Source organism: Lacibacter sediminis, assembly GCF_014168535.1.
Taxonomy (GTDB): Bacteria; Bacteroidota; Bacteroidia; order Chitinophagales; family Chitinophagaceae; genus Lacibacter; species Lacibacter sediminis.
Genome location: NZ_CP060007.1, coordinates 4,749,024 through 4,772,340, shown reverse-complemented (window position 1 = coordinate 4,772,340; position 23,317 = coordinate 4,749,024). Strand labels below are relative to the sequence as shown.

The 23,317-nt window shown below is 38.3% G+C and carries 24 protein-coding genes, 1 tRNA gene and 1 pseudogene; 24 read left to right on the top strand and 2 right to left on the bottom strand.

What is annotated here, in order from left to right:
• Nucleotides 1–110 precede the first annotated feature (110 nt).
• The 5 genes from H4075_RS20150 (at nucleotide 111) to H4075_RS20130 (ending at nucleotide 3,370) form a co-directional block, all read left to right on the top strand.
• Nucleotides 111–183: transfer RNA gene (locus H4075_RS20150), tRNA-Phe, on the top strand.
• A 288-nt stretch (nucleotides 184–471) separates the two neighbouring features.
• Entirely contained in the window at nucleotides 472–1,707 is a 1,236-nt protein-coding gene (locus tag H4075_RS20145) for a site-specific integrase (protein WP_182802611.1), read from the top strand.
• Between the two features lie 129 nt (nucleotides 1,708–1,836).
• Nucleotides 1,837–2,037: a helix-turn-helix transcriptional regulator gene (locus tag H4075_RS20140; protein WP_182802610.1), complete on the top strand. Its 201-nt coding sequence runs from the start codon at nucleotides 1,837–1,839 to the stop codon at nucleotides 2,035–2,037.
• 53 nt (nucleotides 2,038–2,090) lie between these two features.
• Nucleotides 2,091–2,423: a HipA N-terminal domain-containing protein gene (locus tag H4075_RS20135; RefSeq protein ID WP_182802609.1), complete on the top strand. Its 333-nt coding sequence runs from the start codon at nucleotides 2,091–2,093 to the stop codon at nucleotides 2,421–2,423.
• Nucleotides 2,420–3,370 (top strand): HipA domain-containing protein, encoded by a 951-nt coding sequence (locus H4075_RS20130; RefSeq protein WP_182802608.1) that lies wholly within the window; start codon nucleotides 2,420–2,422, stop codon nucleotides 3,368–3,370. The genes H4075_RS20135 and H4075_RS20130 overlap by 4 nt, the downstream gene beginning before the upstream one ends.
• Before the next feature lie 15 nt (nucleotides 3,371–3,385).
• Here the strand turns inward: H4075_RS20130 and H4075_RS20125 are convergent, their stop codons facing one another.
• A complete protein-coding gene (locus tag H4075_RS20125; RefSeq protein WP_182802607.1) occupies nucleotides 3,386–4,975 on the bottom strand; it encodes a class I SAM-dependent methyltransferase in 1,590 nt (529 codons plus the stop codon).
• A 19-nt stretch (nucleotides 4,976–4,994) separates the two neighbouring features.
• On the opposite strand from H4075_RS20125, the gene H4075_RS20120 reads away from it, so the two are divergent.
• Both H4075_RS20120 and H4075_RS20115 read left to right on the top strand, forming a co-directional pair.
• Entirely contained in the window at nucleotides 4,995–5,687 is a 693-nt protein-coding gene (locus H4075_RS20120; protein ID WP_182802606.1) for an NUDIX hydrolase, read from the top strand.
• A 10-nt stretch (nucleotides 5,688–5,697) separates the two neighbouring features.
• A complete protein-coding gene (locus tag H4075_RS20115) occupies nucleotides 5,698–6,312 on the top strand; it encodes an HD domain-containing protein (RefSeq protein WP_182802605.1) in 615 nt (204 codons plus the stop codon).
• Here H4075_RS20115 and H4075_RS20110 read toward each other — a convergent pair.
• Nucleotides 6,309–7,190 (bottom strand): YwqG family protein, encoded by an 882-nt coding sequence (locus H4075_RS20110; protein WP_182802604.1) that lies wholly within the window; start codon nucleotides 7,188–7,190, stop codon nucleotides 6,309–6,311. The genes H4075_RS20115 and H4075_RS20110 overlap by 4 nt on opposite strands.
• 139 nt (nucleotides 7,191–7,329) lie before the next feature.
• Here H4075_RS20110 and H4075_RS20105 point away from each other — a divergent pair, with 139 nt between their 5' ends.
• The 17 genes and pseudogenes from H4075_RS20105 to H4075_RS20025 all read left to right on the top strand — a co-directional run bounded on the left by H4075_RS20105 (nucleotide 7,330) and on the right by H4075_RS20025 (nucleotide 23,316).
• Entirely contained in the window at nucleotides 7,330–8,127 is a 798-nt protein-coding gene (locus H4075_RS20105) for a ribose-phosphate pyrophosphokinase-like domain-containing protein (protein ID WP_182802603.1), read from the top strand.
• A gap of 10 nt (nucleotides 8,128–8,137) precedes the next feature.
• Entirely contained in the window at nucleotides 8,138–9,592 is a 1,455-nt protein-coding gene (locus tag H4075_RS20100) for a nicotinate phosphoribosyltransferase (RefSeq protein WP_182802602.1), read from the top strand.
• A 10-nt stretch (nucleotides 9,593–9,602) separates the two neighbouring features.
• Nucleotides 9,603–10,244 carry a DUF4291 domain-containing protein gene (locus H4075_RS20095; RefSeq protein WP_182802601.1) on the top strand — a complete coding sequence of 214 codons (642 nt, stop codon included), beginning with the start codon at nucleotides 9,603–9,605 and terminating at the stop codon, nucleotides 10,242–10,244.
• On the top strand, nucleotides 10,241–10,753 hold the full coding sequence (locus tag H4075_RS20090) for an O-acetyl-ADP-ribose deacetylase (RefSeq protein WP_182802600.1): 513 nt from the start codon (nucleotides 10,241–10,243) through the stop codon (nucleotides 10,751–10,753). The genes H4075_RS20095 and H4075_RS20090 overlap by 4 nt, the downstream gene beginning before the upstream one ends.
• The gene (locus tag H4075_RS20085) at nucleotides 10,750–11,121 is read left to right on the top strand and encodes an ADP-ribosylation/crystallin J1 (protein WP_182802599.1); all 372 of its coding nucleotides are present in this window, start codon (nucleotides 10,750–10,752) and stop codon (nucleotides 11,119–11,121) included. Before H4075_RS20090 ends, H4075_RS20085 begins: the two co-directional genes overlap by 4 nt.
• Nucleotides 11,118–11,666, top strand: a pseudogene (locus H4075_RS20080) (NADAR family protein). The gene H4075_RS20085 and the pseudogene H4075_RS20080 overlap by 4 nt, the downstream one beginning before the upstream one ends.
• A 2-nt stretch (nucleotides 11,667–11,668) precedes the next feature.
• On the top strand, nucleotides 11,669–12,208 hold the full coding sequence (locus H4075_RS20075; RefSeq protein ID WP_182802598.1) for an RNA 2'-phosphotransferase: 540 nt from the start codon (nucleotides 11,669–11,671) through the stop codon (nucleotides 12,206–12,208).
• A gap of 2 nt (nucleotides 12,209–12,210) precedes the next feature.
• Complete coding sequence (locus tag H4075_RS20070; RefSeq protein WP_182802597.1) at nucleotides 12,211–12,945, top strand: metallophosphoesterase family protein; 735 nt, start codon at nucleotides 12,211–12,213, stop codon at nucleotides 12,943–12,945.
• A 33-nt stretch (nucleotides 12,946–12,978) separates the two neighbouring features.
• The gene (locus H4075_RS20065; protein WP_182802596.1) at nucleotides 12,979–13,614 is read left to right on the top strand and encodes a hypothetical protein; all 636 of its coding nucleotides are present in this window, start codon (nucleotides 12,979–12,981) and stop codon (nucleotides 13,612–13,614) included.
• Entirely contained in the window at nucleotides 13,611–14,765 is a 1,155-nt protein-coding gene (locus tag H4075_RS20060; RefSeq protein WP_182802595.1) for an AAA family ATPase, read from the top strand. Before H4075_RS20065 ends, H4075_RS20060 begins: the two co-directional genes overlap by 4 nt.
• 8 nt (nucleotides 14,766–14,773) lie before the next feature.
• Nucleotides 14,774–15,493 carry a hypothetical protein gene (locus H4075_RS20055; protein WP_182802594.1) on the top strand — a complete coding sequence of 240 codons (720 nt, stop codon included), beginning with the start codon at nucleotides 14,774–14,776 and terminating at the stop codon, nucleotides 15,491–15,493.
• Complete coding sequence (locus tag H4075_RS20050) at nucleotides 15,490–17,883, top strand: hypothetical protein (protein ID WP_182802593.1); 2,394 nt, start codon at nucleotides 15,490–15,492, stop codon at nucleotides 17,881–17,883. Before H4075_RS20055 ends, H4075_RS20050 begins: the two co-directional genes overlap by 4 nt.
• Nucleotides 17,880–20,573: a hypothetical protein gene (locus H4075_RS20045; protein ID WP_182802592.1), complete on the top strand. Its 2,694-nt coding sequence runs from the start codon at nucleotides 17,880–17,882 to the stop codon at nucleotides 20,571–20,573. Before H4075_RS20050 ends, H4075_RS20045 begins: the two co-directional genes overlap by 4 nt.
• 95 nt (nucleotides 20,574–20,668) lie before the next feature.
• Complete coding sequence (gene speD, locus H4075_RS20040) at nucleotides 20,669–21,022, top strand: adenosylmethionine decarboxylase (protein WP_182802591.1); 354 nt, start codon at nucleotides 20,669–20,671, stop codon at nucleotides 21,020–21,022.
• On the top strand, nucleotides 21,022–22,932 hold the full coding sequence (locus H4075_RS20035; protein ID WP_182802590.1) for a DUF4178 domain-containing protein: 1,911 nt from the start codon (nucleotides 21,022–21,024) through the stop codon (nucleotides 22,930–22,932). The genes speD and H4075_RS20035 overlap by 1 nt, the downstream gene beginning before the upstream one ends.
• On the top strand, nucleotides 22,922–23,095 hold the full coding sequence (locus tag H4075_RS20030) for a hypothetical protein (protein ID WP_182802589.1): 174 nt from the start codon (nucleotides 22,922–22,924) through the stop codon (nucleotides 23,093–23,095). Before H4075_RS20035 ends, H4075_RS20030 begins: the two co-directional genes overlap by 11 nt.
• Nucleotides 23,096–23,112: 17 nt before the next feature.
• A complete protein-coding gene (locus H4075_RS20025) occupies nucleotides 23,113–23,316 on the top strand; it encodes a DUF350 domain-containing protein (RefSeq protein WP_182802588.1) in 204 nt (67 codons plus the stop codon).
• Nucleotide 23,317: the final 1 nt, after the last annotated feature.

The following is a 23,317-nucleotide window of genomic DNA, read 5'->3' as shown; positions in this document are numbered from 1 at the left end:
TAATGGGGCAAAGATTTCGATATTAAAGCTCATTCTTCTATATTTGCAGCCCCGAAGCACAAAAGCAAAGGATAGGCTTCCACTTACCGGAGTAAATGTGTTTCAGGAATGGTGCGGTAGCTCAGTCGGTAGAGCAAAGGACTGAAAATCCTTGTGTCGCCGGTTCGATCCCGGCCCACACCACTTAAAGGCCTGAAAATCAAAGCATTATGCTGATTTTCAGGCCTTTTTACTTTAAAGGAAAAGCATATTTAAGCATTAAAAAGCACCGTTTTGGCGACATTTCGGAGACATTTTTAGCCGTAAAAGCGACATTTCCGGCGACATTTTTAGTGTTTAAAAAGCAGATCTGAATTTTCGTTCTTATTTCTGCTTCTTAACTGTTGATTTTTCTTTACTGCATTATGCGTCAAGATGCGTTTCACTCAATGCTATGCATTGAAAAACTTTGTAATCTTAAACGCAAGTTATATGCAAACCCCACTTAGTCTCGAACAGTACAAAGAGTTTACTCAAAGTTTTTTATTACGCAAATCGCACCGTTTACCCGACGGCAAGCATCCAATCGTTTTGCGCATTGTTTATTGCGGTACCAGGAAAGAACTGTTTACCGGTCAGGCAACTCTCCCCCAGTTCTGGCAATCCAAATTTGGAATGGTCGCTAACAATACAAGTGATTCCCATTCCATCAACAAAGAGCTGATGAGAATCAGTAACAAGGTGGATGAAATCTTTCAGAATATGAAAACGACTCTGGGCGAGTTTTCGATTGAAGAATTCATTGATCAGATCAAGGGCAAACCAAAAGCTCCGCTTACCATCATGGAATACATTGATAATCGGATGGTGAAATTGGAAAAGCAAGTGGGCGTAAATGTCAGTAAGGTCACTTTTTATAAGTACCGCAGAACGGCAAGATACTTTAAGGAGTTCCTGCTGACAGAACGCAAACTTGAAAACCTACCTGTTAGCCGAATTGACCAGGACTTCTTGGAAACCTTCTTGAATTTTTTAAGGAAAGAAAAAGCTAATTGCCATAACTCTTCATCAGCGTTAATGAGTTGTTTAAAAACAATACTTGAGGAAGCTGTGAAAGCACGAGTCATCCCCTACAATCCTTTTATTAACTTACCTCTTACCCGTAAACCGGTAAACAGGGTTTATTTAACCATCGATGAAATCAAGAGCTTGCAAGATCTGACCGGGTTATCGGAATCGCTTGAAAGAAATCGTGATCTTTTCTTACTTGCTTGTTTTACAGGTTTGGCCTATGCAGATATTAAAGCATTAAAACGAAACAATATTATTGTAGAGCCAGATGGAAGTAAGCATATTGAAAGCTATCGAACGAAATCAACCGTTTTGAGTTACATCCCTCTAATGAAAGCCGCAGAAAATATTCTACTCAAATATTCAACAACAGAAGACTGCAGAGATTTTTTGTGGCATGTCCCTTCCAATCAAAAATTGAACGCTTCGCTGAAGATAATTGGTAAGCTTGCCGGAATTGAACGTAATCTATTCATGCACCTTGCCAGACATACTTTTGCTACAACTATCACACTCTCTCAGGGGATTTCAATTGAAGCAGTGAGCAAGATGCTCGGGCACACCACATTGAAGCATACGCAACTCTACGCAAAGATTGTAAATACAAAAGTGAAAGCGGAGATGGAAAAATTGAAGGACAGCTTTGGGAATTTTTAAAGATTCCAGAAATTTAGCAGCCGGATTATACCCAATCGGGTATAATCCGGCTGCTAAATTCGTTTTTATACCCGATCAGGTATAATTTCATTAAATTTAACTATTTTTATACCCAATCGGGTATAGAATATGACATTAAGTGCATTTATAAAGCAAAAAAGAGATGAAACAAATTTAACTCAAGCCGAATTGGCTGAAAAGGCGGGCGTTGGTCTACGATTTATTAGAGATCTGGAACAAGGCAAAGAAACGCTTCGATTAGATAAAGTGAATCAGGTGCTAAAACTATTTGGCTCCGAAGTTGGTCCGGTCGAAATGGTAAGAGAATAAAACCTGATTGGATAATTTACTCAATATAAGATTGACATAAACAAACATGAAGAATGCGGAAGGCCGAAATACAATACAACAATCAAACAGCAGGTTGGCTTGTGCAAGATGAGGATGGTTATCATTTTGCGTATGATCAGCGATACTTAGCAGCAGATAAAGCTGAACCAGTCAGCTTAACGCTTCCATTACAGGTTGAGCCCTATCATAGCAATGTATTGTTCCCTTTCTTTGACGGATTAATTCCGGAGGGTTGGTTATTAGATATTGCAGAACAAAATTGGAAACTGAATCCACGTGACAGGATGGGTTTATTATTGGCATGTTGCAAAGATTGTATTGGGGCAGTAAGTGTTCATCCTGCGAAAGAGGAGGGAGGAGTATGAGACGTTGTTTATTCTGTTATCTCCCGTTAGAAAGTGATGAAATAGATTTTCATTCTGCTTGCAGTAAGAAAATGTTTGGTCAAGCTATTCCCCCAGAGCTTCCTTATTCCGCCGAACAAATGCAGGAACTGGGAAAAGAAGTGATTAAAAGTCAAATGACAGTAACAGGTGTACAGCCGAAATTGTCATTAGATATCGCAAATACCAAAACTAAAAAAGAACCAAAGAGATTTTCGATCGTGGGATTATGGGGTGGCTATATTCTAAAACCCCCAACAGCCAACTATCCACAACTACCCGAGGTTGAAGACCTGACGATGCATTTGGCAACGGTAGCCAAAATAGAAGTTGTTCCGCATTCACTCATACGTTTGAAATCGGGAGAGTTGGCGTATATCACAAGACGAATAGATCGGTTGAAAGACAGAAAACTCCATATGGAAGATATGTGCCAGCTTATGGAACGATTAACAGAAGATAAATATCGTGGGTCGTATGAGCAAATAGCTAAAGCAATTGAGAAGTATTCTGTCAATCCGGGATTAGATATTGTCATTTTTTTTGAACAGGTATTGTTCTCTTTTCTAACTGGCAATGCAGATATGCATTTGAAAAATTTCTCTCTTATTCGCAAAGTAGGTAAAGGTTATACACTGTCTCCTGCGTATGATATGGTAGCAACTGCAATCGTTAATCCAGCAGATGATGAAGAATTGGCATTAAACCTGAATGGAAAGAAGCGTAAAATAAAACGGAGTGATTTTGTTGCTGCATTCACAAATTCAGGACTGGAAAGCAAACAGCAACAGAATATTTTCAATAAAATGCTCAACGTAAAAGATACGTGGCTTGATTTTATTGAAAGCAGTTTTTTAAGCGATGATTTTAAAATTGCCTACAAGCGACTAATTGAAGATCGGTTTGTAAGATTATTGACTGCTAAGTAATCAGTTGCTGAATCTTTACTTTACTCCAATCAAAATCATTGTTGTTTCAGGGTAATCAACTTGCGCCAATTGATTTTCGGTCATCGAGTATAATTCGGCTTTTCCTTTCCATCGATTATTGACGATCCATTCATTTCTGAAAGAATGAGAAGATGAATGAATGGTGAAATTAATTGCAGAAAGCTGAGCTTTCCACTCCTCAAAATCCCAGAAGCAAAACGTTTCGTGCATTTCACTTTCCCAGTTATCAGTGTAATCTTTCCGGCTTAGAAATTCAGAAGCATTACGTAAAGATGTTTTGATATAAAGCTTGTTTTCAATAGTTACCTCTTCAAACTTTACAATATAGCCTTCCTTTTTCCTGAAGTCTTTTGCAAAGCGAAGGAATCTTGCATAAGTAGAAAGTGATTGTAAAAAATGTGATAACTCATTTCGATCACCGAACTGCATAAATGGATCTGCATTATTGCCATCCCCATCATTCAGCCACAAATAAATTTCCTGCCCTTTGTTTTTTGGTCCAACAACATCTCTGTTAATCCATACTCCACCTGGCGCAAGTTCTTCATATCTATTTTTGATAAACTTCAATAAATCCTCCCGACTTCCATACGATTCAATTTCATGTGTAAGTGAAGAAGTATGAATTGTATTCATTGAACCTTGTTCATACACTAATCCTGTAACCGCATTCTTTTGCGAAAAGAACAAAAATGGATTTTGAAACTCTCCGTTTTCTTTTCGCTGCTGACAGATCTGGTATAAATGCCGACTAACTTCTATCCCATAAAAATCACTTTCTCTTAACCGCTCATCTTTGCAAGCAAGCTTCATCCAGCTGCCAACCGCACAACCAATATCACCAATACGTCCTGGTTGAACATAGGAAGAAGTGTCATGATATTTTAATTCAGCAATATCATCCATCTGCCGAACGTATACATTGTAATCCCTGGTCTCAGTTAAATCCCCATCGCTGCCGATCATGTGGTCAGTAAACAGAAGTTTTACTTTTTCACCAACGCCATACTTTTTCCAAACATTGTAGGAAGAGTGATGCATGGCTGCTTTGATCGATTCATCTTCATCCCACTTAGCGGATGCAGCAATTTGCTCTACAATATCCCAAGGCATCAAAGAATGATACTTCCAGTTTGTGACATCCGACAGCTCAGCGGGTAGAATGTTAAATCCTAGTGATTGATATAATTTTAGAACAGGAGTTGAACAAATGATCAAACTGTTTTGTGCTGTGCAATCAAACTTGCCATCACTTTCATGTTTAATACGCTTCAGTGTGTAGCTGGCAAAATTGGAAAGGGAGCCAACATCATCAATACCATAAATGTAAACGGGTACATTTAACTCAGCAGCCATTGCTTCAATAGAAATTGCACGTAAATAAAACGGCAAAGGGTTTCTTCTTGTATTGGAATGATTAGCAGAAGTCACCGGGAAGATAATTGCTTCAACCGGTTCATTTATTTGCAATTCCTTTCCATCTACATCTTTTACATGATAAAGACCGTTTTTGATCAATGACGATAGATACTCGAATTGAAACTGTGTGATCAACTGGTGTCTCCCGGGTATCACTAAATACATGTAATTTTGCTTTGATTGTATGCAAAATAAATCATCTGTCATAAAAGTAGCTGTTGATGCCATTGTTTTTGGTTATTCAAAACAAGATGGTGTTTCGGTGCTACTGATTCAGCGTAAATATGAGCCATACAAAAACAGCTGGGCTATCCCCGGCGGTTTTGTATTGGAGGATGAGAGCCTGGAAGAAGCAGTAAAGCGAGAGCTGGCAGAAGAAACAGGTATCACAGTCAACTATCTTGAACAGTTGTACACGTTTGGTGAGCCGAAACGTGATCCCCGTCAACGCATTATTGCAGTTGCCTATTTTGGATTGGTGAAAGCATCGCAATACCAGGAATTGAAAGCGAGTACGGATGCTGAAAATGCAAAATGGTTCAGCATTAAAAAACTGCCGACACTGGCATTTGATCATAAACAAATTTTGCAGGTGGCCATTGAGCGCTTGCGTGCAAAAGTTCGTTATCAGCCGGTTGGCTTTGAACTACTGGATAAAAAATTCCCCTTCTCCGATCTGGAGAAACTCTATACAGCTTTATTGGATAAGGAAATTAACCGACGAAACTTCAGTAAGAAAATACTCTCCTTTGATTTTCTGGAAGAAACAGGCGAGTTATCAAAGTCGGAAGGCAAAGGCCGCCCCAGTAAAATGTACCAGTTTAATCAAAAGCGGTACAAAGAATTGTTGAAGGAAGGCTTTCACTTCGAAATCTAATCAGCACACTATGCTTAAAGATCTTTTTCTTTCATTAATCAGTCAATATACCAACGATGCTGATTTACGGCACAGTTTGTGGTTGGAAATTGAAAGGAATTATTCGGGTAAGAAAAGACATTACCATAACCTCAAGCATTTAGAAAATCTTCTTTCTGAGTTAACAGAGTTGAAAGCTGTTGTGAATAATTGGGATGCAATTGTATTAGCAATCTTTTATCACGACGTTGTTTACAAAGCACATCGAAAAGATAATGAAGAACAAAGTGCATTGTTAGCAAATACGCATTTACAACAACTCAATTGCGAAGCTGCGTTAATTGATCAGGTAAATAAGTTGATACTTGCAACAAAGTCTCACCAATTATCTGATGACGAAGATGTGAATCTTTTTACCGATGCTGATTTAAGTATTCTTGGGAAAGATTGGGAAACATACAATACCTATTGCTCCAATGTTCGGAAGGAGTATGCTATCTATCCAGATCTGTTATACAAGCCCGGTCGAAAAAATGCATTAAAGCATTTCCTTTCCATGCATCGGATTTTTAAAACCGAACACTTTTATAAAAAGTATGAAGAATCGGCTAAGAAAAATATGGAAAGGGAAATTGCATCTCTTTAACTGCAATCCCAGTTGTACATCACTTTGCTGAAATCTCTTTTTGCCAAATCATCCGGATGAATAAAGAAGTTGGCAACACCCACATCGCCCCACATAATGTGTTCGTCGGAGTCTAATTGAAACAGCAGAATAAAATCCCCAAATTCTTCTTTGTATTTGCGAGGGTCTTCCTGTGTAAAATAAGCATAGCCACCCATCTTATGACCATTATTAGTAAATGTATCATAAGCCATTTCAATTAAATCATCTTGAATAGAAGGATTGGCATTGGCAATAGTATGCAGGTTCGGTTCAACTTTGTCGTAATGCACATCTTGTAAACCCACATATTCAACGCTTTTCGAAAATGCAAGGCCATGTGGCTTAAATACAGGCAGCATATCACTGCGCATTACCTCATCAAGAAAGGAGAAATCAACCTTAAACTGTTCAACTTCATTCTCTTGAAAGTACAGAATACGAAAATTATTTTGATTTTGTTGATCGTCGAAATCCAAACCATAGACATCATCAAACCCGGAAATATAAAACTGTAAGTAGCCTGATTGAGGATAACCCTCTAAATGAGGGATATCACTGCAGTTGATTTGCGCAAGTGGATACATGAATCTGCCTTGGCTATCTTTCGGGTACTCAAAATTTAATGGCATGCAGGGATAATGACCAAATTTGCTTTCTTCCAGCGCAAGGTCATCTTTTGGAAGTGCCTTAATCGAAACAAAAGGAATGGCTGCTTTTTCTATTGCAGGCCAGTGATCGGCAAAGAGTTTTGGAAGTACAATTCCCGGGGCAACTTCTACTTGTTCCAGGAGATGCTTATCATCTGGTATTTCCTGTTTTTTATTATTTCGGCCGAACAATGAATCAAATAAGCCCATAACATTCCGGTTTTAGAACAAATTAAAGGAAATAATTATTTAGACAGTTGAAAGTGACCTAAAATTATTTTGCTTCAAAATGAAGCAAAATTTGGTCATTTCAGTAAGTCGTGTTAAATTTGCTTATAAATTAAGCAAAATGAAAACAATTCATATCAATAATAACCGGGGTTTAAAACGGTTTGTGTTTCCAGATAACCAGCCCCATGTTGTTATTCAGGATATTAATAAAGACGATGAGGTTACTGTCATCTGTTCAATTACAGATAGCACAGTGTTACTTCAGGTATTACAAACAGCGAATGCTATTGAAAATGTAAACGCTAAAAAAACGAATCTGATCATTCCCTATCTCATGGGCGCCAGATATGACCGCTTGATGTTACCGGGAGATAGTTTCGATTTGAAAGTAATTGCTGATCTGATCAACAATATGCAGTTTGATAAAGTTTACTTGTACGATGTTCATTCCGAAGTTTCACTGGAATTAATTCATAATTCAGTCAATATCACAAACGAAGCATTGGTAAAATCTTATACAAAAGAGAACGCAATACTTATCTGTCCGGATAAAGGCGCTGCAAAAAAAAACAGCAGTTATGCTGGCTGGAATAGAAATCTCGTTGAAACTATTTACTGTAACAAATCCCGTGATTTGAATAACGGACGAATCAGCTTACAGGTAATAGAACCTGAAAAATGCACGAACAGAAATTGCGTGATCATTGATGATCTCTGCGATGGTGGTGGAACCTTCCTTGCCATTGCGCAGCAGGTAAAGCCTGCACATCTGACATTGATCGTTACACACGGCATCTTCAGCAAAGGTTTTGCAGAGTTAGAGAAATCTTTTCATCAGGTCATTGTAAGCGACAGTTATCAGCAGAAATATAATTCACCTATTGTTCAGGTAATACCATTTAAAACAACTTTCTAAAAGAACTAACATGAAAACGAATCCTTTTTTATTGACCGATTACTATAAAGTTGGCCACGTATTCCAATACCCAGACAAAACTGAACTGGTTTATAGCAATCTTACTCCACGCAAGAGTCGTATTAACGGAGTGGGTGAAATGGTATTCTTTGGTTTGCAATATTTCATGAAAGAGTATTTGATCACTTATTTCAATGAAAACTTTTTTCAACAACCAAAAGAAAAAGTGATGGCGGAGTATAAGCGGAGAATCGTTACTTCTTTAGGCACACACCTGCCATCATACGAACATATTTCAGCTTTGCATGATTTAGGTTATTTACCTGTTGAAATAAAAGCATTACCTGAAGGGAGTAAAGTACCTATGCGTGTTCCTTGCTTAACGATTGTAAATACAAAGACAGAGTTTTACTGGCTTACAAATTTTCTGGAAACGTTATTGAGTGCTGTTATTTGGCAACCTTGTACCAGTGCAACCATTGCTTACACTTACAGAAAGCTATTAAATAAATATGCAGAAGAAACAGGTATGCCAATTGACTTTGTACAATGGCAGGGACATGACTTTTCTTTCAGAGGGATGAGTTCGTTGGAAACAGCAGTGCTAAGTGGCATGGGGCATTTGTTAAGTTTTACCGGTACAGATACCATTCCAGCAATAGACGCACTGGAACAATATTACAATGCGAATGCTGATGCAGAATTGATTGGTGGTAGTGTTGCAGCAACAGAACATAGTGTGATGTGCAGTGGCAGTAAAGATGGCGAGTTGGAAACGTTCAGACGATTGATCGCAGAAGTGTATCCTTCAGGTATTGTAAGTATTGTAAGTGACACATGGGATTTATGGAAAGTGTGTACAGAGTACCTTCCTGCTTTAAAGGAAACTGTTTTAAGTCGTGATGGTAAAGTAGTGATTCGACCTGACAGTGGTGATCCTGTAAAAATCATTTGTGGTGATCCTGATGGAGAAACAGAAGTTGAACGGAAAGGAGTGGTTGAATTGTTGTGGGATGTGTTTGGCGGAACGATTACAGAGAAAGGATTTAAATTACTGGATGCGCATATTGGTGCTATTTATGGTGACAGTATTAATATCGACCGTGCAACACGTATTTGTGAAGGATTGAAGGCAAAAGGTTTTGCTACCCAGGTTGTATTTGGTATTGGAAGTTATACCTATCAATATAATACACGTGATACATTTGGTACAGCGATGAAAGCGACGTATGTAGTGATTGATGGAGAAGGACAGGAGATTTACAAAGACCCTGTAACAGATGATGGTACAAAACGTTCTGCTACCGGTTTGTTGAATGTAAAAAAAGAAGACGGACGTTTTGTGTTGTACGATAAAGTTACATGGGAGGAGGAAAATGAAAGTGAATTAAAAACAGTTTTTAAAGATGGTAAGCTTGTAAAAGAGTTTTCGCTGAAAGAAATACGAGCACTACTATCAGATTAACCAAAAAAAAATGAAAACAGAAAAGTATATTGAGCAAATCAAAAGGCTACCAACATCTGGAAGACAGGTTATTGCTCAAAGAGAAGATGATAATATGATTGTGTACCAGGCATTCAACCCTGCGATTGCGACGTATGCGATAGTGAACCAAAAGTTTGGAGGGGATCATTATAGTTTCAACCGGATGTCATGGATCAAGCCCGGGTTCTTGTGGATGATGCATCGTGCAGGTTGGGCGCAGAAAGAAAACCAGGAAAGAATATTAGCAATAACAATTTCAATTAGTTGTTTCAAAGAAATATTGAAACAGGCAACGATCTCATCTTTCGATAGCGAGTTGTTTGCTACGAAACAGGATTGGGTTGCGGAATTGGAACAGACTGAAGTAAGATTGCAATGGGATCCTGATCATGATCCATTTGGAAAGAAGCAAGAAAGAAAAGCTATTCAGATTGGTATGAAGGGATTAATGTTGAAAAGATTTTGTACAGAATATATTCTTAAGATTGAGGATATTACTGACTTTGCAAAAAGCGAGTGTCAAAAAGTAAAGAGTAGGAATGTCGAAGAGCTGATTGTTCCGTATGAAGAAGTACTTGAATTAAATGATGATGTGATCGATCAAAGAATAGGAATTACAAAGACTAAATGAAAATCGAATTAATCAATACAGATATTACAATTCTTGCCGTTGATGCAATTGTAAATGCAGCTAATAGCTCACTTACTGGCGGCGGGGGTGTTGATGGTGCTATTCACAGAGCGGCTGGGCCGCAACTGAGGGAATATTGTATTACACTCAAGGGTTGTAAAACCGGACATGCTAAAATTAGTCCGGGCTTTAAATTGAAAGCGAAGTATATAATTCATACAGTAGGCCCTGTTTGGAATAATGGTACAGAAAATGAAGAAGAGCTTTTGCGTATGTGTTATGAAAATAGTTTGCAGTTAGCAAGTGAAAATAATATCCGAACAATTGCTTTTCCCTGCATTAGTACTGGAGCTTATCGATTTCCTTTTGATAAAGCAGCGGTAATAGCTTTGTCAACAATTGATGAGTTTTTAAAGATGAACAATTCAATAGAAAAAGTATTTCTGGTTGTATTCGGACAAAAAGAGTTTGATCAATATGAAAGGATCTACAAAGCATATTTTAAATGAACGTAATTACATTATATCGTCCTGTTGGACAGAAGGAACTTGACCTCATTAAGGATTCGGGTAACAAAAGGTTTCCACCCCGTTTGGAGTGGCAGCCTATCTTTTATCCTGTCATGAACCAGGCCTATGCTGAACAGATCGCATTGGAATGGAACACCAACGATGAGTTTTCAGGCTATGCTGGCTATGTAACAGCGTTTGATTTGCCCGAAGAATATTTGCAACAATTTCCCGTACAAAATGTAGGAGGTGAAATTCATAACGAGCTGTGGGTGCCCGCAGAACAACTTGATGAATTCAATAATAATATTGTTGGAGAGATAAGAGTAGTGAGTAGTTTTTATGGAGAAAAATTTAGAAAGCAATGAAGTATTCTATAGACTGGCTTCAATCTGAAATTGAAAAAGATAAACACTTTGATTACTTGTTCTTTTGGGGGCATACTCCCAAACGAAAAGGAGTAGTTGATAAATCCTGTTTCAGTCAATGGTACCCATCTGCATTTATTGTTGATGGAATTACCTATGCAACTGCCGAACATTGGATGATGGCACAAAAAGCCAAACTGTTTAATGATGAAGAAATCTTTCAAAAGATTATTACCACAGAAAAGCCGGCTGTTGTTAAAGCTCTCGGCAGAGAAGTAAAGAATTTTGATGCAGATAGTTGGAATGCTTCCGCCTATGCTCTCGTTGTTGAAGGGAATCAACATAAGTTTTCGCAAGATGAAAAATTGAAATAATTTCTATTGTACACAGGAGATAAAGTAATTGTAGAAGCAAGTCCCACAGATTCCATTTGGGGTATTGGTTTGTCACAAGATGCAAGTGAAGCAAACAATCCGTTTCAATGGAAGGGTACGAACCTGCTGGGCTTTGCATTAATGGAAGTGCGTGATAATTTAAAAAAGTAGAAATGGAAAAACATCTTAAACAGATAAGCAAATTTGTGAGCCTTGTGCTTCGGCATAAACCGGAGACGATTGGCTTACAACTGAACGAAAATGGATGGGCAGATGTGCAGGAGCTGATCGATAAAATGAATGCAACGGGTGCAGATGTAACACTTGAACTGATCAATACCATCGTCGAAACAAACGATAAAAAACGTTTTGTTTTTAATGAAGACAAAACAATGATTCGTGCAAATCAGGGGCATAGCATAGATGTTGAACTAAATTTGAAAGAAGTACAGCCTCCCGAATTACTGTACCACGGGACAGTTGAAAAATTTGTAGAGGCAATTCGCAAAGATGGATTGAAAAAGATGGAGCGTCATCATGTACACTTAAGCAAAGACATGGAAACGGCTGTTAATGTTGGCAGCAGAAGGGGCAAGCCTTTTATTCTCACTATTGAATCAGCAAAGATGTATGCTGACGGGCATAAGTTTTATTTATCCGAAAACGAAGTCTGGCTAACAGATGAAGTACCGGTTCAATACATTCGCTTTTAAGTATGAAAAGAACATTAGTAATTGGTGATATACACGGCGGATTAAAAGCTCTGGAACAGGTGTTGCAAAAAGCAGCTGTAACAAAAGATGACTGTTTGATTTTTCTCGGTGACTATGTAGATGGTTGGAGCGAATCTGCACAAACAGTTGCATTCCTTATTGAGTTGGCAAAGGAGCAACCTTGCATTTTTATAAAAGGGAATCATGATGCGTGGACTGAAGGTTGGCTGAGAACTGGTGCAGCAGAAAACAGGTGGTTATTTAATGGCGGTGAAGAAACAAGGCAAAGTTATGACGGCTTTAGTGAAGAAGAACGATTGAGGCATCTTCAATTCTTTGAGCAAACGAAAATGTTTCATGTGGATGAACAGAACCGCTTATTCATTCATGCTGGCTTCACATCTATGCATGGACCTGAGCAGGAATTCTACTCAACAAACTTCACCTGGGACAGAACACTTTGGGAAATGGCCTTAACCATGGATAAAAGGATTCAAAAAGATTCTCTTCTTTTTCCGAAACGGTTGAAATTATTTTCAGAAATCTATATTGGCCATACGCCAACTGTTGCTTACAACATAACTGTGCCAATGCAGGGTTGTAACGTGTGGAATATAGATACAGGTGCAGCATTTACCGGTCCGCTAACAATACTTGATGTTGATACAAAACAGTTCTGGCAGAGTGATTTCTTGCCAGAATTGTATCCAAATGAAAAGGGAAGGAATAGAGATTAAGTCACTCTGTCTATCTTTATGCTTTAAGCAGGAATGAGACTAGCAGAATTTATACAATCACTTTTTACAGAAGGGAAGGTTGGCGTAACAAATCAGCCGCTTGAGTTAGATGAAGAACAACTCAATGCAACCAAAATCATTTTGCAGCAGATGTATCATGAAGATGTGTTGGATATGCCTGCACCCGTTCCGGATTTTTCTGAAGAAGCTGCTCTTTGGGCTGCAACTTATTTTTATCACGCTGTTCATTTAGTTGTAATGCGAGATGCAGGAGAAGAAATAATTGAGGAGCAACTAAAACCATTTAGGGGTGACATAAACCCATCTGTCATCTATTCAGTTGATTTGATTTTTCGTTCCCTTCCCAATCTTTTTGAATTAGCAAAAGGATTAGCCCCTGCAGATGTATTGGTAAAAAAGCTTCGGGAGACAGCGGCACAATGGCCATTCTCATCTGTGGGAGTAGATATTGAGCAATCCCTGGCCGATCATGATGTCATTCTTTCCAATACAAGTTTAAAGACTGAATACATCGATCGCATCATTCAACAAAAAGATCAAAAAAGAGTACAGCAATTCGGACTTGAGAAATATATTTATGAAACCGCCGGCGAACAGATCAAACTATTTTGGCCCGGCTTTACAACAGAACAAACAACGGCTTTATGAATTCTACCACTGAAAAACAATTTGAGCTAATTGATCATCTCAATCATATTCTCCATCACCTGAAAAACAAATTTGTCGGTAAAGATGATATTATCGACTTAATGGGCATTTGTCTGGCAGGTCGTGAGAACCTTTTTCTTCTTGGTCCTCCCGGTACAGCTAAAAGCGCAATGGTTCGTGAGTTATCAAAACTTATCAATGGTAAATCGTTTGAATATCTGCTTACAAGGTTTACAGAACCGAATGAGTTGTTCGGCCCTTTTGATATTAGAAAATTGAGAGAGGGTGATCTTGTAACGAATACGGAGGGAATGCTTCCTGAAGCAAACCTGATATTCTTAGATGAATTACTGAATGCCAACAGCGCTATTCTGAATAGTCTCTTGATGGTATTGAATGAAAAAGTATTTCGCAGAGGTAGAGAAAACAGAGAATTGCCTGTAGTTATGATCGTTGGCGCAAGTAATCATTTGCCCGAAGATGAAGCACTGGCTGCTTTGTTTGATCGTTTTCTTATTCGTGTTCGTTGCGATTATGTTGATCCTGCTTTATTGAATAATGTATTGGAGGCTGGCTGGAAACTTGAAAAGAAGGATATGGCCGACAAGCCTGAAATTTCAGCAGAGAATATTTTTGATATCCAGTCAATGATCGGGTTAGTTGATCTCCAGGAAATACGCCCTGCTTATATTAACCTGGTTGAAATGTTGCGGAATGCCGGTGTGCAGGTAAGTGATCGGCGGGCAGTAAAACTTCAAAGGTTGATTGCTGCAAGCGCACTGTTATGCAAGCGAACAAAAGCAATTCCTTCGGATATGTGGGTGATGCGATATATCTGGGATACAGAGGAGCAGCAGGAAGTAATTGCAGGTATTGTTAATACAGTTGTATCCGCTGATAAAGAAACCGCAAGTCAACATCCACGTGCATCATTACAAGCAATACCCAATGCTGATGAAATTTATAAAGAGGTTGTGGACATGACAGAGAAGTGGGACGATGTTTCTTTGGCACTAGCAGAACGTACTATTATTAAAGACAGGTTACGTTATTTGAATGGACGTTGCGAATGGATCAGCAATGAAGTGCAACGAAAATTTGTGCAGGAACCGATTGATGCTTTATGGCAAAAAATAATTCACTCGGCCTGATATAGCTTATGAGATACATTCTATTTAAACTACATGAACGTGATAAAGTTTCGTTGGGAAATATCCGTTGCCTTAATTCTGTATTTGCAGCAAAGGATGGCGATGATATTTGGATTCGTGTAGTTGACAATAATTCAGGCGTTGATAGCAAGTTGAAACAGCTTCCTGTAAAAAGCACATTTACACTTGACGAAAAGAATCAATTATTCCTTCCTGATGCAGTAACGCCGGTAGCTGTTTTAAAAGAAATGGAATGGATACCTATAAATGAATTTATTCCTGTTGAAGCGCCGGTTTCTAATTTACCAGGGAAAACAAATCACAAAATTGATATTAAATTGGTACCGTCAACTGTTGAACGACGTGGTAACGCATTGCTCACCACTTTAAATACCTGGAAGGAATATGCAGAATCTGCACCTGCTGTACGACTGGCAGTATTAAAGTTTGCAATGTCAGCTACTAATGAAGTATTGGTCATTGGCAATCCTTTGCCTTCGTTACCAGGAAAAGAATATTGGTTGCAGAATAATATTCTTCTTCCATGCGGATATGAATTTGAAGTTCCATTTGTGAACACTTTCCTGAATAACAATATTCTCTCTGGTAATAAAGGAGTGATCCTGTTTAACACGAACAACGAATGGCAGCTGATTGATGAAAGTCTTTTTGTAGAAGCAAAACGAAGTGCAATACGATTAACCAATCCGGCAAGGTCTCTTCCATGATAAAAGCTGTTACAAATACACAACATTATTTTCAGGCACCATTGAATTGCTTCTGGCAATGGGCAGAAGGCGGAGATTTTATTGAATGGAAACATGGCATTACGATCTGTCATCGCAATGAACTGGTTCTTATTTTAAAAGAAGCAGCTATTCCGGCTTCAGCTCCATTAGGAACTATTTTGTTATTGCTGTCAGCAACCATGGATTCTTATACCGAGAGCGAAGTGGCTGGTATCTTACTTGGTATTGTAAAGTCAATGCCAAAAGGAAGTAATGAGCCTAGCGATGAAGAAATTGAAGAATCTATTCGTAAAGCATTAGCGTTTTTGGATGTTGTTGTGAAACTTCCGAAAGAATTACGGGAAAGAAAGCAGAGCGCCCGTTTACTACAGGAAGTGTTCAGCAGTCAGAATTTTGTAATGAAAGGAGCGAGTTTGCGTGAAGCGGCTGACGAATTGAACAGCGGCCGTATCGATCATTTAATTTTTCAGCCGGGAGAAAACATAACACGAACAAAATGTTTGATCGAGCTTAACCCGTTAATTGAAGCCGGCAGATTGTTTCCTAATTCTGGCTCACTTGTTTTACGATTGACTGCTGGAGTCTATCACCTGCCTGAACCATTAAAGATTGGAATTCCCGAACCAGTATCAGGCGACTTGTTTGACCAGTTATCTGATGATCCTAAAACTGCTTCACTTGTACGGTTAGTAAAGCATATTGTAGCTGCGTTAAAAATACCAATGCATTCACAAGGAAGCGGTGATCAATCTTATGGCGGCATATCAGATATTACAAACAGAGGTAATTATGATAAACTATTACTAAGTGAACTTGCACATGATGATTTGTTGTTGATGGCAAGGTTAGTTAACAATGAAGCACTATACTTCAGAAGAGAAGAGCCGCCTGATAATCCGAAACGGCAACGAACGATCTTACTTGACAGTACACTTAAAATGTGGGGAATGCCCAGGGTGTTTGCTTTGTCGGCAGCTCTTGCCTGTGTTAAAAACAGCAAACATAGCGAGTTGATTGAAGCATATGTTTTAGGCGGTAGTAAATACAAGGAAACAGGACTCGATAGTAAAGAGCATATTATCAAAACATTGGAAACACTTGATCCTGCTATGCATTGTGGAGAGGCTCTTGAAGCAATTATAAAAGATATACCTGCTTCTGAACAAAATGAATATATACTCATTACAGATGAACAGTCAATAAAAGAGCCTTCATTTCAGCGATCATTTTCTACGGTAAAAGATTCGCTGAACTATTTGTTATTTGTAAACCGTACAGGTAAGTTGGAATTCTTTTCCTGTTCAAACGGGCGAACCAAGCTGTTAAGTACTGCTAACTTTGATCTTGAAAAGATCTTGTTCTTTTCTGATGACAAGAAACGAAAGCGTGGCGAGGCTAATGATGAATTACCGATGTTTGTTCAACAGGATATTGCTCCACTATATTTCCCAATAGTCCGGGTAAATAGCTCTCGTGAAAAATGCGAGCAAAGGGCAGACACGGGTACAATATTCGTGAACGAAACTAACAGGCTGGTGTTTAGGAAAAGTGAACAAAAGGGAGGTAAAGAACTTTTGAACTTTATTGAAGACGGTACGTACACCTTTGGATTAAGGCAAGATGATACTGGATATGTAATGCTTCAAGAAAAACAAGGCCAACGAATTTGGGCTTATTCATTCGATTTGAAAAGTGGGAGTCTCATTCGAAAGAAATCAGTAGAAAAGATATTTTTTGCTCACAAAATAATTTTCGATAATCACTCCTTCTATATAAAACATTATGACTCTTATTCCTGTCTTAATTGTAAGACTTGGGAGATTTCCATGCAATCAAAAAAAATATTTGATAGCATAGCTGAAAGAAATTCATCAATGGATAAACCAGCTTCAAATATTTTCTATAGAATTAGTACAGATAATATACTTACTAAATTTCACAATATTTATATAGATGCATCGAACAGAATATGTTTAGGTAATCATCGTATTGATAGCGATTCAAATAGTAATACTATTAAATTAAACTTAATACCCGAAAAGCCTTCTCCGATATACAATGCTGAAGAATATGAAACAGATTATCGACCTCTTTCAAATAAGCGAATACGATTCAGGAAGTTTATATGGAAGGATGGAAGTGAAGCAGTTGTTGACACAAGAGGCTTTTTGCATTTGAGAAGTTCTGATAGTAGTATTTCAGAGTTTTCAATAGCATTAGTAATAAATCGGGCTACTGCCGCCTGGACTTCAGACGGCAACCTTTCTGGATCAGGCTATTTTTATGATGATAAAGACACTGTTATTCCAATAGATTCATTCTATAATTACTATTTGCAACCTTTTATTAATCGCATCATATCTGCATGATTTTAGAGTTACACTATACTGAATCATTACATCATCCTGTTGCCGCTGCATTTCTTCGTGGCAATAATGTGAAGCAATGGATGCTCGAAATCGGCAGATGGAACGTTTCGGTAAGTGAACTTGATTGTTATATACTCCCTCAGTCGATTCATGTGACAGAGGAAGGAGGATTATTTGTTATCTTCAAAAATCCAGCTCTTTGTAAAAATCTTGATCTGTTGGAGCCATACTATTGCATTGATCAATATGTTTTTGTTCCGGCAAATACAAGACTCTATCCAGAAATTCGTAACGAGGAATTAAGATCTGTTTTGTTATGGGAGCTACAGGTGTTTCATCCAACCATTGGTTTAACCGGCTTTGAGAAGAAGGACAAAGTAAATCTCGCAGACCTCTTCAGTTATGAACAAAACCTGCAAACTGATTGGAGTTTTGCTCATCCCGGAATACCTGATCGGATTTTGTTCAACCAGATATTGGTAGAACAAATGACGCCGGAGGAAATAATTGATGCGATCAAGGAATCAATTCAGCCCAAACCATTGGAAGAAATTCCGTTAAAGAAGGGAGAGCAGCCATCGGCTTTCGAAAAGTTCCTGGATAAAATAAAACTCATCCTGTTTACCGGAATCTTTTCTGTTGTTGAAGTTGTTGTAAAAATTATCCCGGAAAGTAGTCCATCAAATAACTACCAAGGCGAGGGAATTTTGCAAAAGTTGCAAAGCTGGCTGCACAGGAATATGGATGAGCTGCAGAAGAAAAGAGATAGTGAGATCAATCGCCTCTTAAACATGTTTGAAGAAAATACGGATGAAGCATTACAATATGCAATACCTCTTAACTCACCTTATTTAAACAGGGGCAGTCAATCTGTTTCTGACAGACTTACAAGAAACCCGTTGAAATTTAACCTTGGTAAATTAGGAGGAGGAGATGTTGTAGATGGTTGGGATCTTGGAGATCGGTATTATGATTTGCGCACGAAGTATATGAACGCAGCACAAAAACAAATTGAGCAAAGAGATTTTAAAAAAGCTGCGTACATCTATGCGCATTTGATGGGTGATTATTCTTCAGCAGCTAATGTTTTGGAACAAGGGAATCTGTATCGGGAAGCAGCAGCCTTATATAAAGATCACCTGAAAAACACTTCGGCTGCAGCTTCCTGTCTTGAAAGGGGAGGCTTATATACGGAATCTATTGAACTTTATAAGGAATTGCAGCAGGACGAGAAGGCTGCTGATCTTTTTATGAAGATCAATCAATCCTCAAACGCTGAGCTGTACTATGAAAAGGCAATTATTTCAAAACTAAAAAACAGTGATTATCTCGATGCATCACGTGTGATGCATGAGAAAATGGATCAGCCGGAACGGGCAAAAATAATATTGTTGGACGGATGGAATAATACGAATCAATACGAGCCTTGTCTTAAAAAATTCTTTGATATAGTTCACGTTACAGAAGCAAAACGTACGGAAGAAATAGTTGGACTTATTTATACAAAGGAGCTGCCCAGGTATAAGCGACCAGGCTTATTGAATGTACTGGAATACGTAAATAAAAAGCATGCAGATGAAGCAGTGAAAGAAAAAGTGCAAAATATCGCCTACAAAATTATTCACGATGAAGCAGAAGAAGGAAATGTTCAGCTGCTGCATTCGTTAAAACGATTTGTACCTGGTGATCTTTTAATTGGCGCAGATGCCAGCCGGTATATTACCAACAACAAGAAACAAACCTTCCAGGAAGATCATTCAAAACTTTTGCATTTAGATCAGAGTATTAAATGGTTGAAAGCTATATCACACAGAAATCAGTTTCTTGCAATTGGTACAAAAAATGGTCACCTGCAAATGGCCCGTGGTAATTGGTACGGGAATTTTGAATACTATTCCTGGTCACAGCCTGTAAAGAATCATACGAGGTTTACATTTATTAATGCTCCTTATTATACAAATCAAATCTACCTTCATTCTTCAGAAGGAATCGTAATCAATAAAAAAGAGCTACCTAAAAACAAGTACTTTACTGAAAACCTTACAATTACTTGCCCCATCTGGTTACAAAATGGTTCACCGGTGGTGACAATTGGTGAGGATAGGAATGGATACAAGCTCGAAACAATTAATCAGGAAGTAACACTGCATGAGTATTTGTTAGACGGACCTTTAATAAAATCAACAGTTATTAAGTTCAAAGGGAAGATATATAACCCTTCATTTTCTTCCACCCAATGTCCGTTGATTTATCGAAATGGGTATTACTATACGTTTAACGAAAAACAGATCCTTTTGTTTTCTAATAAAGGAAGAGGAGTTGCATTTGATCTGGAAACAGGTATTCGCTTTGTTGCAGCATCTGACCAGGTTCATGAATTATATCTTATCATCAGCACAAACAAAGGGTGCTATATTGCCAAACCAGATAAGGAACAATTGAATTTGAGCAAACAAGTATTTGCCCGGGATTACATTCCGAACCAGATTGTATTTATCGGAGCGCTTCGTTTTGTAATAGCTGAAAAAAAGCAAGCAGTTTTGTTTGAGATTGACAATAACAACGTACCGGTATTATTGTATTTTTTTGAGACGCACAATACCATAGTGGGTGTATTGAATGGTGATAACCGAAACCAATTCGGTTTGTTGGAAGAAACCGGAAGGATAACTATTTGCGACATCGTTTAAATACAGAAACAAGTTTTTTTTCATGCGGAGCAAAAATTATTTACGAATCCCCTATTTTTAATTTCTAATCAACCATTCGAAGACAGATTCAGCTTATGAGTTACCAACCGGGTAAGCACCTGATTGCCACATTAAACACTGCACACACTGCTAATCTGCAGAAATATGAGCTTTGTAAAGAACTCATCGATCAGTTAATTCAAGAACATCAGTTGCAAAAACTGGGTGAAGTTTATCATAATTTTTCACCTGCAGGTTTCACTGCGGTTGTTTGTCTTAGTGAAAGCCATCTCTCATTACATACCTGGCCCGAGTACGGTAAAGTGAACCTGGATATTTATCTCAGCAATTTTCAACGAAGTAACGATGGTGCTGTGCAACAGATATTTGATGCATTGCAATCATTTTTCGTTGGTGATATTGTTCACAGTCAAACCATCATCCGCTGATGAACAATTCCATCAGAATAAGACATGCATGTCCGGCTTGCGGAGCAACAACAGAGTTGGCTTCGGCTAAACTAAATGTGTGGGTATGCAATTGCAGGGAAGTTCCTTTTGTTGGTGCAGATGGAGTGAAAGCTACTTTTCTAACAAAGTTGGCAAGGAACAATGGTCAGTTGCAACCAGGTACAACCGGTGTATGGCAAAACAAAGCATTTACATTAAGCGGTGTTGTACGCATATGGTGCAGAGAGGCAGTACTAAATTATTGGACAGCATTATTTAGCGACGGAACAATTTGGTATCTCGAGGAAGGGTATGGTTTTTATGCTTTCTTAAAACCTGATCAAACAGTAACACCATTTACTGCTGATAAGCTTAAGAAAATCAGGGTAGATAACAAACCTAATTTAAAGGGAGAGCAGCCTTATCTTTTTATTAATAAGAATGAATGTTGGAAAGCAGAAGTAGAAGGAGCTGTGCAAATGCCCGCTATTCCAAAAGATATGAAGCTGTATGATTTTGCAGCAGATAACGGCACAAAGGTCAGTATCATTCAATGGGACCCTGAAACGATACAGGCTTTCGAAGTTGGTTCTGTAAAAAGAGAGGATCTGCAACTTGCAAACCTGAGGCAAGTAAATGGAGAAGCCGGATATAGTTTCCAATGCAGCGAATGCCCGGAAAGAATCACAATAAAATCATTCCCGTATGCATTAAGCTGTGCATGCACCCGTTGCGGTACAGGCTATCATTATCTGCCGGTTAAAGGGTTTACAAAAGTCTTTAAACGAAAAAAAGAGTTTACGCCACAGTTTGATTTTGGTGTTACAGGTATTATCGATGGCATTAGCTGGGAAGTTGTTGGTTGCGCACAAAAAGAAGAGAAGAACAGCTATCATTCTAAATGGCGGGAGTATACATTATATAATGATGTACACGGTTATGCTTTCTTAAGTGAATTCGATGGACATTGGACTTTTTTAAGAGAACAGGCCGAGACACCGGTGCTTTATGCTGAATCTATCGGTGATTTTACATACGCTAAAGAACCTTTTACCATCTTTAACCGATATCATTACAAAGTACTTACTGCTGCGGGTGAGTTTCCTTATGATATTTTTAATAATGAGGATACACAGGTAAAAGAGTTTATTTCTCCACCGGAGATTTGGATCAAGGAAAAAGATAATGAAGAAGGTATCCGTTGGTTTTTTGGTCGGCACATCAGTAAAAAGGAAATCAAAGAAGCACTTCCGCTTGCTTACGAACTTCCCTATCGTATCGGTACCGGGGCTGTTCAACCCACCGGTTATAAAAATCCGGTTAAACTCGCCATTGCAACATTCCTTGGGGTGTTGATACTTATTTTGATGCATAGTTTATATGCTGCTACTTTAGAAAACAAATTGGTATATGAAGGAAGGTTGGAAATTGTTGATTCCACGAACCAGGCATCGGATGTGTCACAAAACCTGGAGTTTAATAAGGCTAGTAGTAATCTAAAACTTAGCATCAATGCACCGGTAAGTAATAGTTGGGCATCTGTCAGTGCTACATTGGTTAATACAGTGACAGGTAAAGAGTATTCACTCGAAGAAGGAATTGAATATTATTATGGTTATAGTGAAGGTGAATCCTGGACAGAAGGCTCAACATCGTCAGAAGCATACTTTACTGCAATTCCTGCAGGAATCTACAAGCTGCAGTTACAGGCAAGCAGAGATGCAAGCGATATGAATATCAGCTACGTTAGTGTGGTTGCTCAGTATGATGTAGAAACACCACGCAATGTATTTATACCAATTATAGCGATTATTGCATGGGCGGTAATAACATTTTATATAGGCCAGATCTTTGAAAAAGAACGCTGGCGTAATAGTCCTTTTTCAAATTACACTTACGATGATGAATAAATTATTTAAACGAGGATCATTTCTTCATGAATTCAGATGGCTTCTTGCGATCGTAATTGTCGCTGCCACCTTAATGCTTTACCATGATCTTACTGGCAGGCGCATGTTTACTTCTTCAGCGCAACAACAATGGAACAGTAGTGGTCCGGGTTATCATAAATAACATTAAAAACAACAACTATGTCACAGGCATTTATCAATTCAGTTGTGTATTCTTTTTTAGGCATCGGTATTTTACTGGTTGCATTTATTTTGGTTGAACTGCTTACGCCAAAACATAACCTGCGTAAAGAAATTCTTGAAAACAAAAATGTGGCCCTGGCTTTATTGGCTGGTTTCTTTATGCTTTCAATAGCTATTATTATTGCTTCGGCTATCCATTAAC

Bases quoted from the DNA above. Each gene is read 5' to 3' on its own strand.
- H4075_RS20145 (WP_182802611.1), top strand. From the start codon at position 472: ATGCAAACCCCACTTAGTCTCGAACAGTACAAAGAGTTTACTCAAAGT.
- H4075_RS20140 (WP_182802610.1), top strand. From the start codon at position 1,837: ATGACATTAAGTGCATTTATAAAGCAAAAAAGAGATGAAACAAATTTA.
- H4075_RS20135 (WP_182802609.1), top strand. From the start codon at position 2,091: ATGCGGAAGGCCGAAATACAATACAACAATCAAACAGCAGGTTGGCTT.
- H4075_RS20130 (WP_182802608.1), top strand. From the start codon at position 2,420: ATGAGACGTTGTTTATTCTGTTATCTCCCGTTAGAAAGTGATGAAATA.
- H4075_RS20125 (WP_182802607.1), bottom strand. From the start codon at position 4,975: ATGTATTTAGTGATACCCGGGAGACACCAGTTGATCACACAGTTTCAA.
- H4075_RS20120 (WP_182802606.1), top strand. From the start codon at position 4,995: ATGCAAAATAAATCATCTGTCATAAAAGTAGCTGTTGATGCCATTGTT.
- H4075_RS20115 (WP_182802605.1), top strand. From the start codon at position 5,698: ATGCTTAAAGATCTTTTTCTTTCATTAATCAGTCAATATACCAACGAT.
- H4075_RS20110 (WP_182802604.1), bottom strand. From the start codon at position 7,190: ATGGGCTTATTTGATTCATTGTTCGGCCGAAATAATAAAAAACAGGAA.
- H4075_RS20105 (WP_182802603.1), top strand. From the start codon at position 7,330: ATGAAAACAATTCATATCAATAATAACCGGGGTTTAAAACGGTTTGTG.
- H4075_RS20100 (WP_182802602.1), top strand. From the start codon at position 8,138: ATGAAAACGAATCCTTTTTTATTGACCGATTACTATAAAGTTGGCCAC.
- H4075_RS20095 (WP_182802601.1), top strand. From the start codon at position 9,603: ATGAAAACAGAAAAGTATATTGAGCAAATCAAAAGGCTACCAACATCT.
- H4075_RS20090 (WP_182802600.1), top strand. From the start codon at position 10,241: ATGAAAATCGAATTAATCAATACAGATATTACAATTCTTGCCGTTGAT.
- H4075_RS20085 (WP_182802599.1), top strand. From the start codon at position 10,750: ATGAACGTAATTACATTATATCGTCCTGTTGGACAGAAGGAACTTGAC.
- H4075_RS20075 (WP_182802598.1), top strand. From the start codon at position 11,669: ATGGAAAAACATCTTAAACAGATAAGCAAATTTGTGAGCCTTGTGCTT.
- H4075_RS20070 (WP_182802597.1), top strand. From the start codon at position 12,211: ATGAAAAGAACATTAGTAATTGGTGATATACACGGCGGATTAAAAGCT.
- H4075_RS20065 (WP_182802596.1), top strand. From the start codon at position 12,979: ATGAGACTAGCAGAATTTATACAATCACTTTTTACAGAAGGGAAGGTT.
- H4075_RS20060 (WP_182802595.1), top strand. From the start codon at position 13,611: ATGAATTCTACCACTGAAAAACAATTTGAGCTAATTGATCATCTCAAT.
- H4075_RS20055 (WP_182802594.1), top strand. From the start codon at position 14,774: ATGAGATACATTCTATTTAAACTACATGAACGTGATAAAGTTTCGTTG.
- H4075_RS20050 (WP_182802593.1), top strand. From the start codon at position 15,490: ATGATAAAAGCTGTTACAAATACACAACATTATTTTCAGGCACCATTG.
- H4075_RS20045 (WP_182802592.1), top strand. From the start codon at position 17,880: ATGATTTTAGAGTTACACTATACTGAATCATTACATCATCCTGTTGCC.
- speD (WP_182802591.1), top strand. From the start codon at position 20,669: ATGAGTTACCAACCGGGTAAGCACCTGATTGCCACATTAAACACTGCA.
- H4075_RS20035 (WP_182802590.1), top strand. From the start codon at position 21,022: ATGAACAATTCCATCAGAATAAGACATGCATGTCCGGCTTGCGGAGCA.
- H4075_RS20030 (WP_182802589.1), top strand. From the start codon at position 22,922: ATGATGAATAAATTATTTAAACGAGGATCATTTCTTCATGAATTCAGA.
- H4075_RS20025 (WP_182802588.1), top strand. From the start codon at position 23,113: ATGTCACAGGCATTTATCAATTCAGTTGTGTATTCTTTTTTAGGCATC.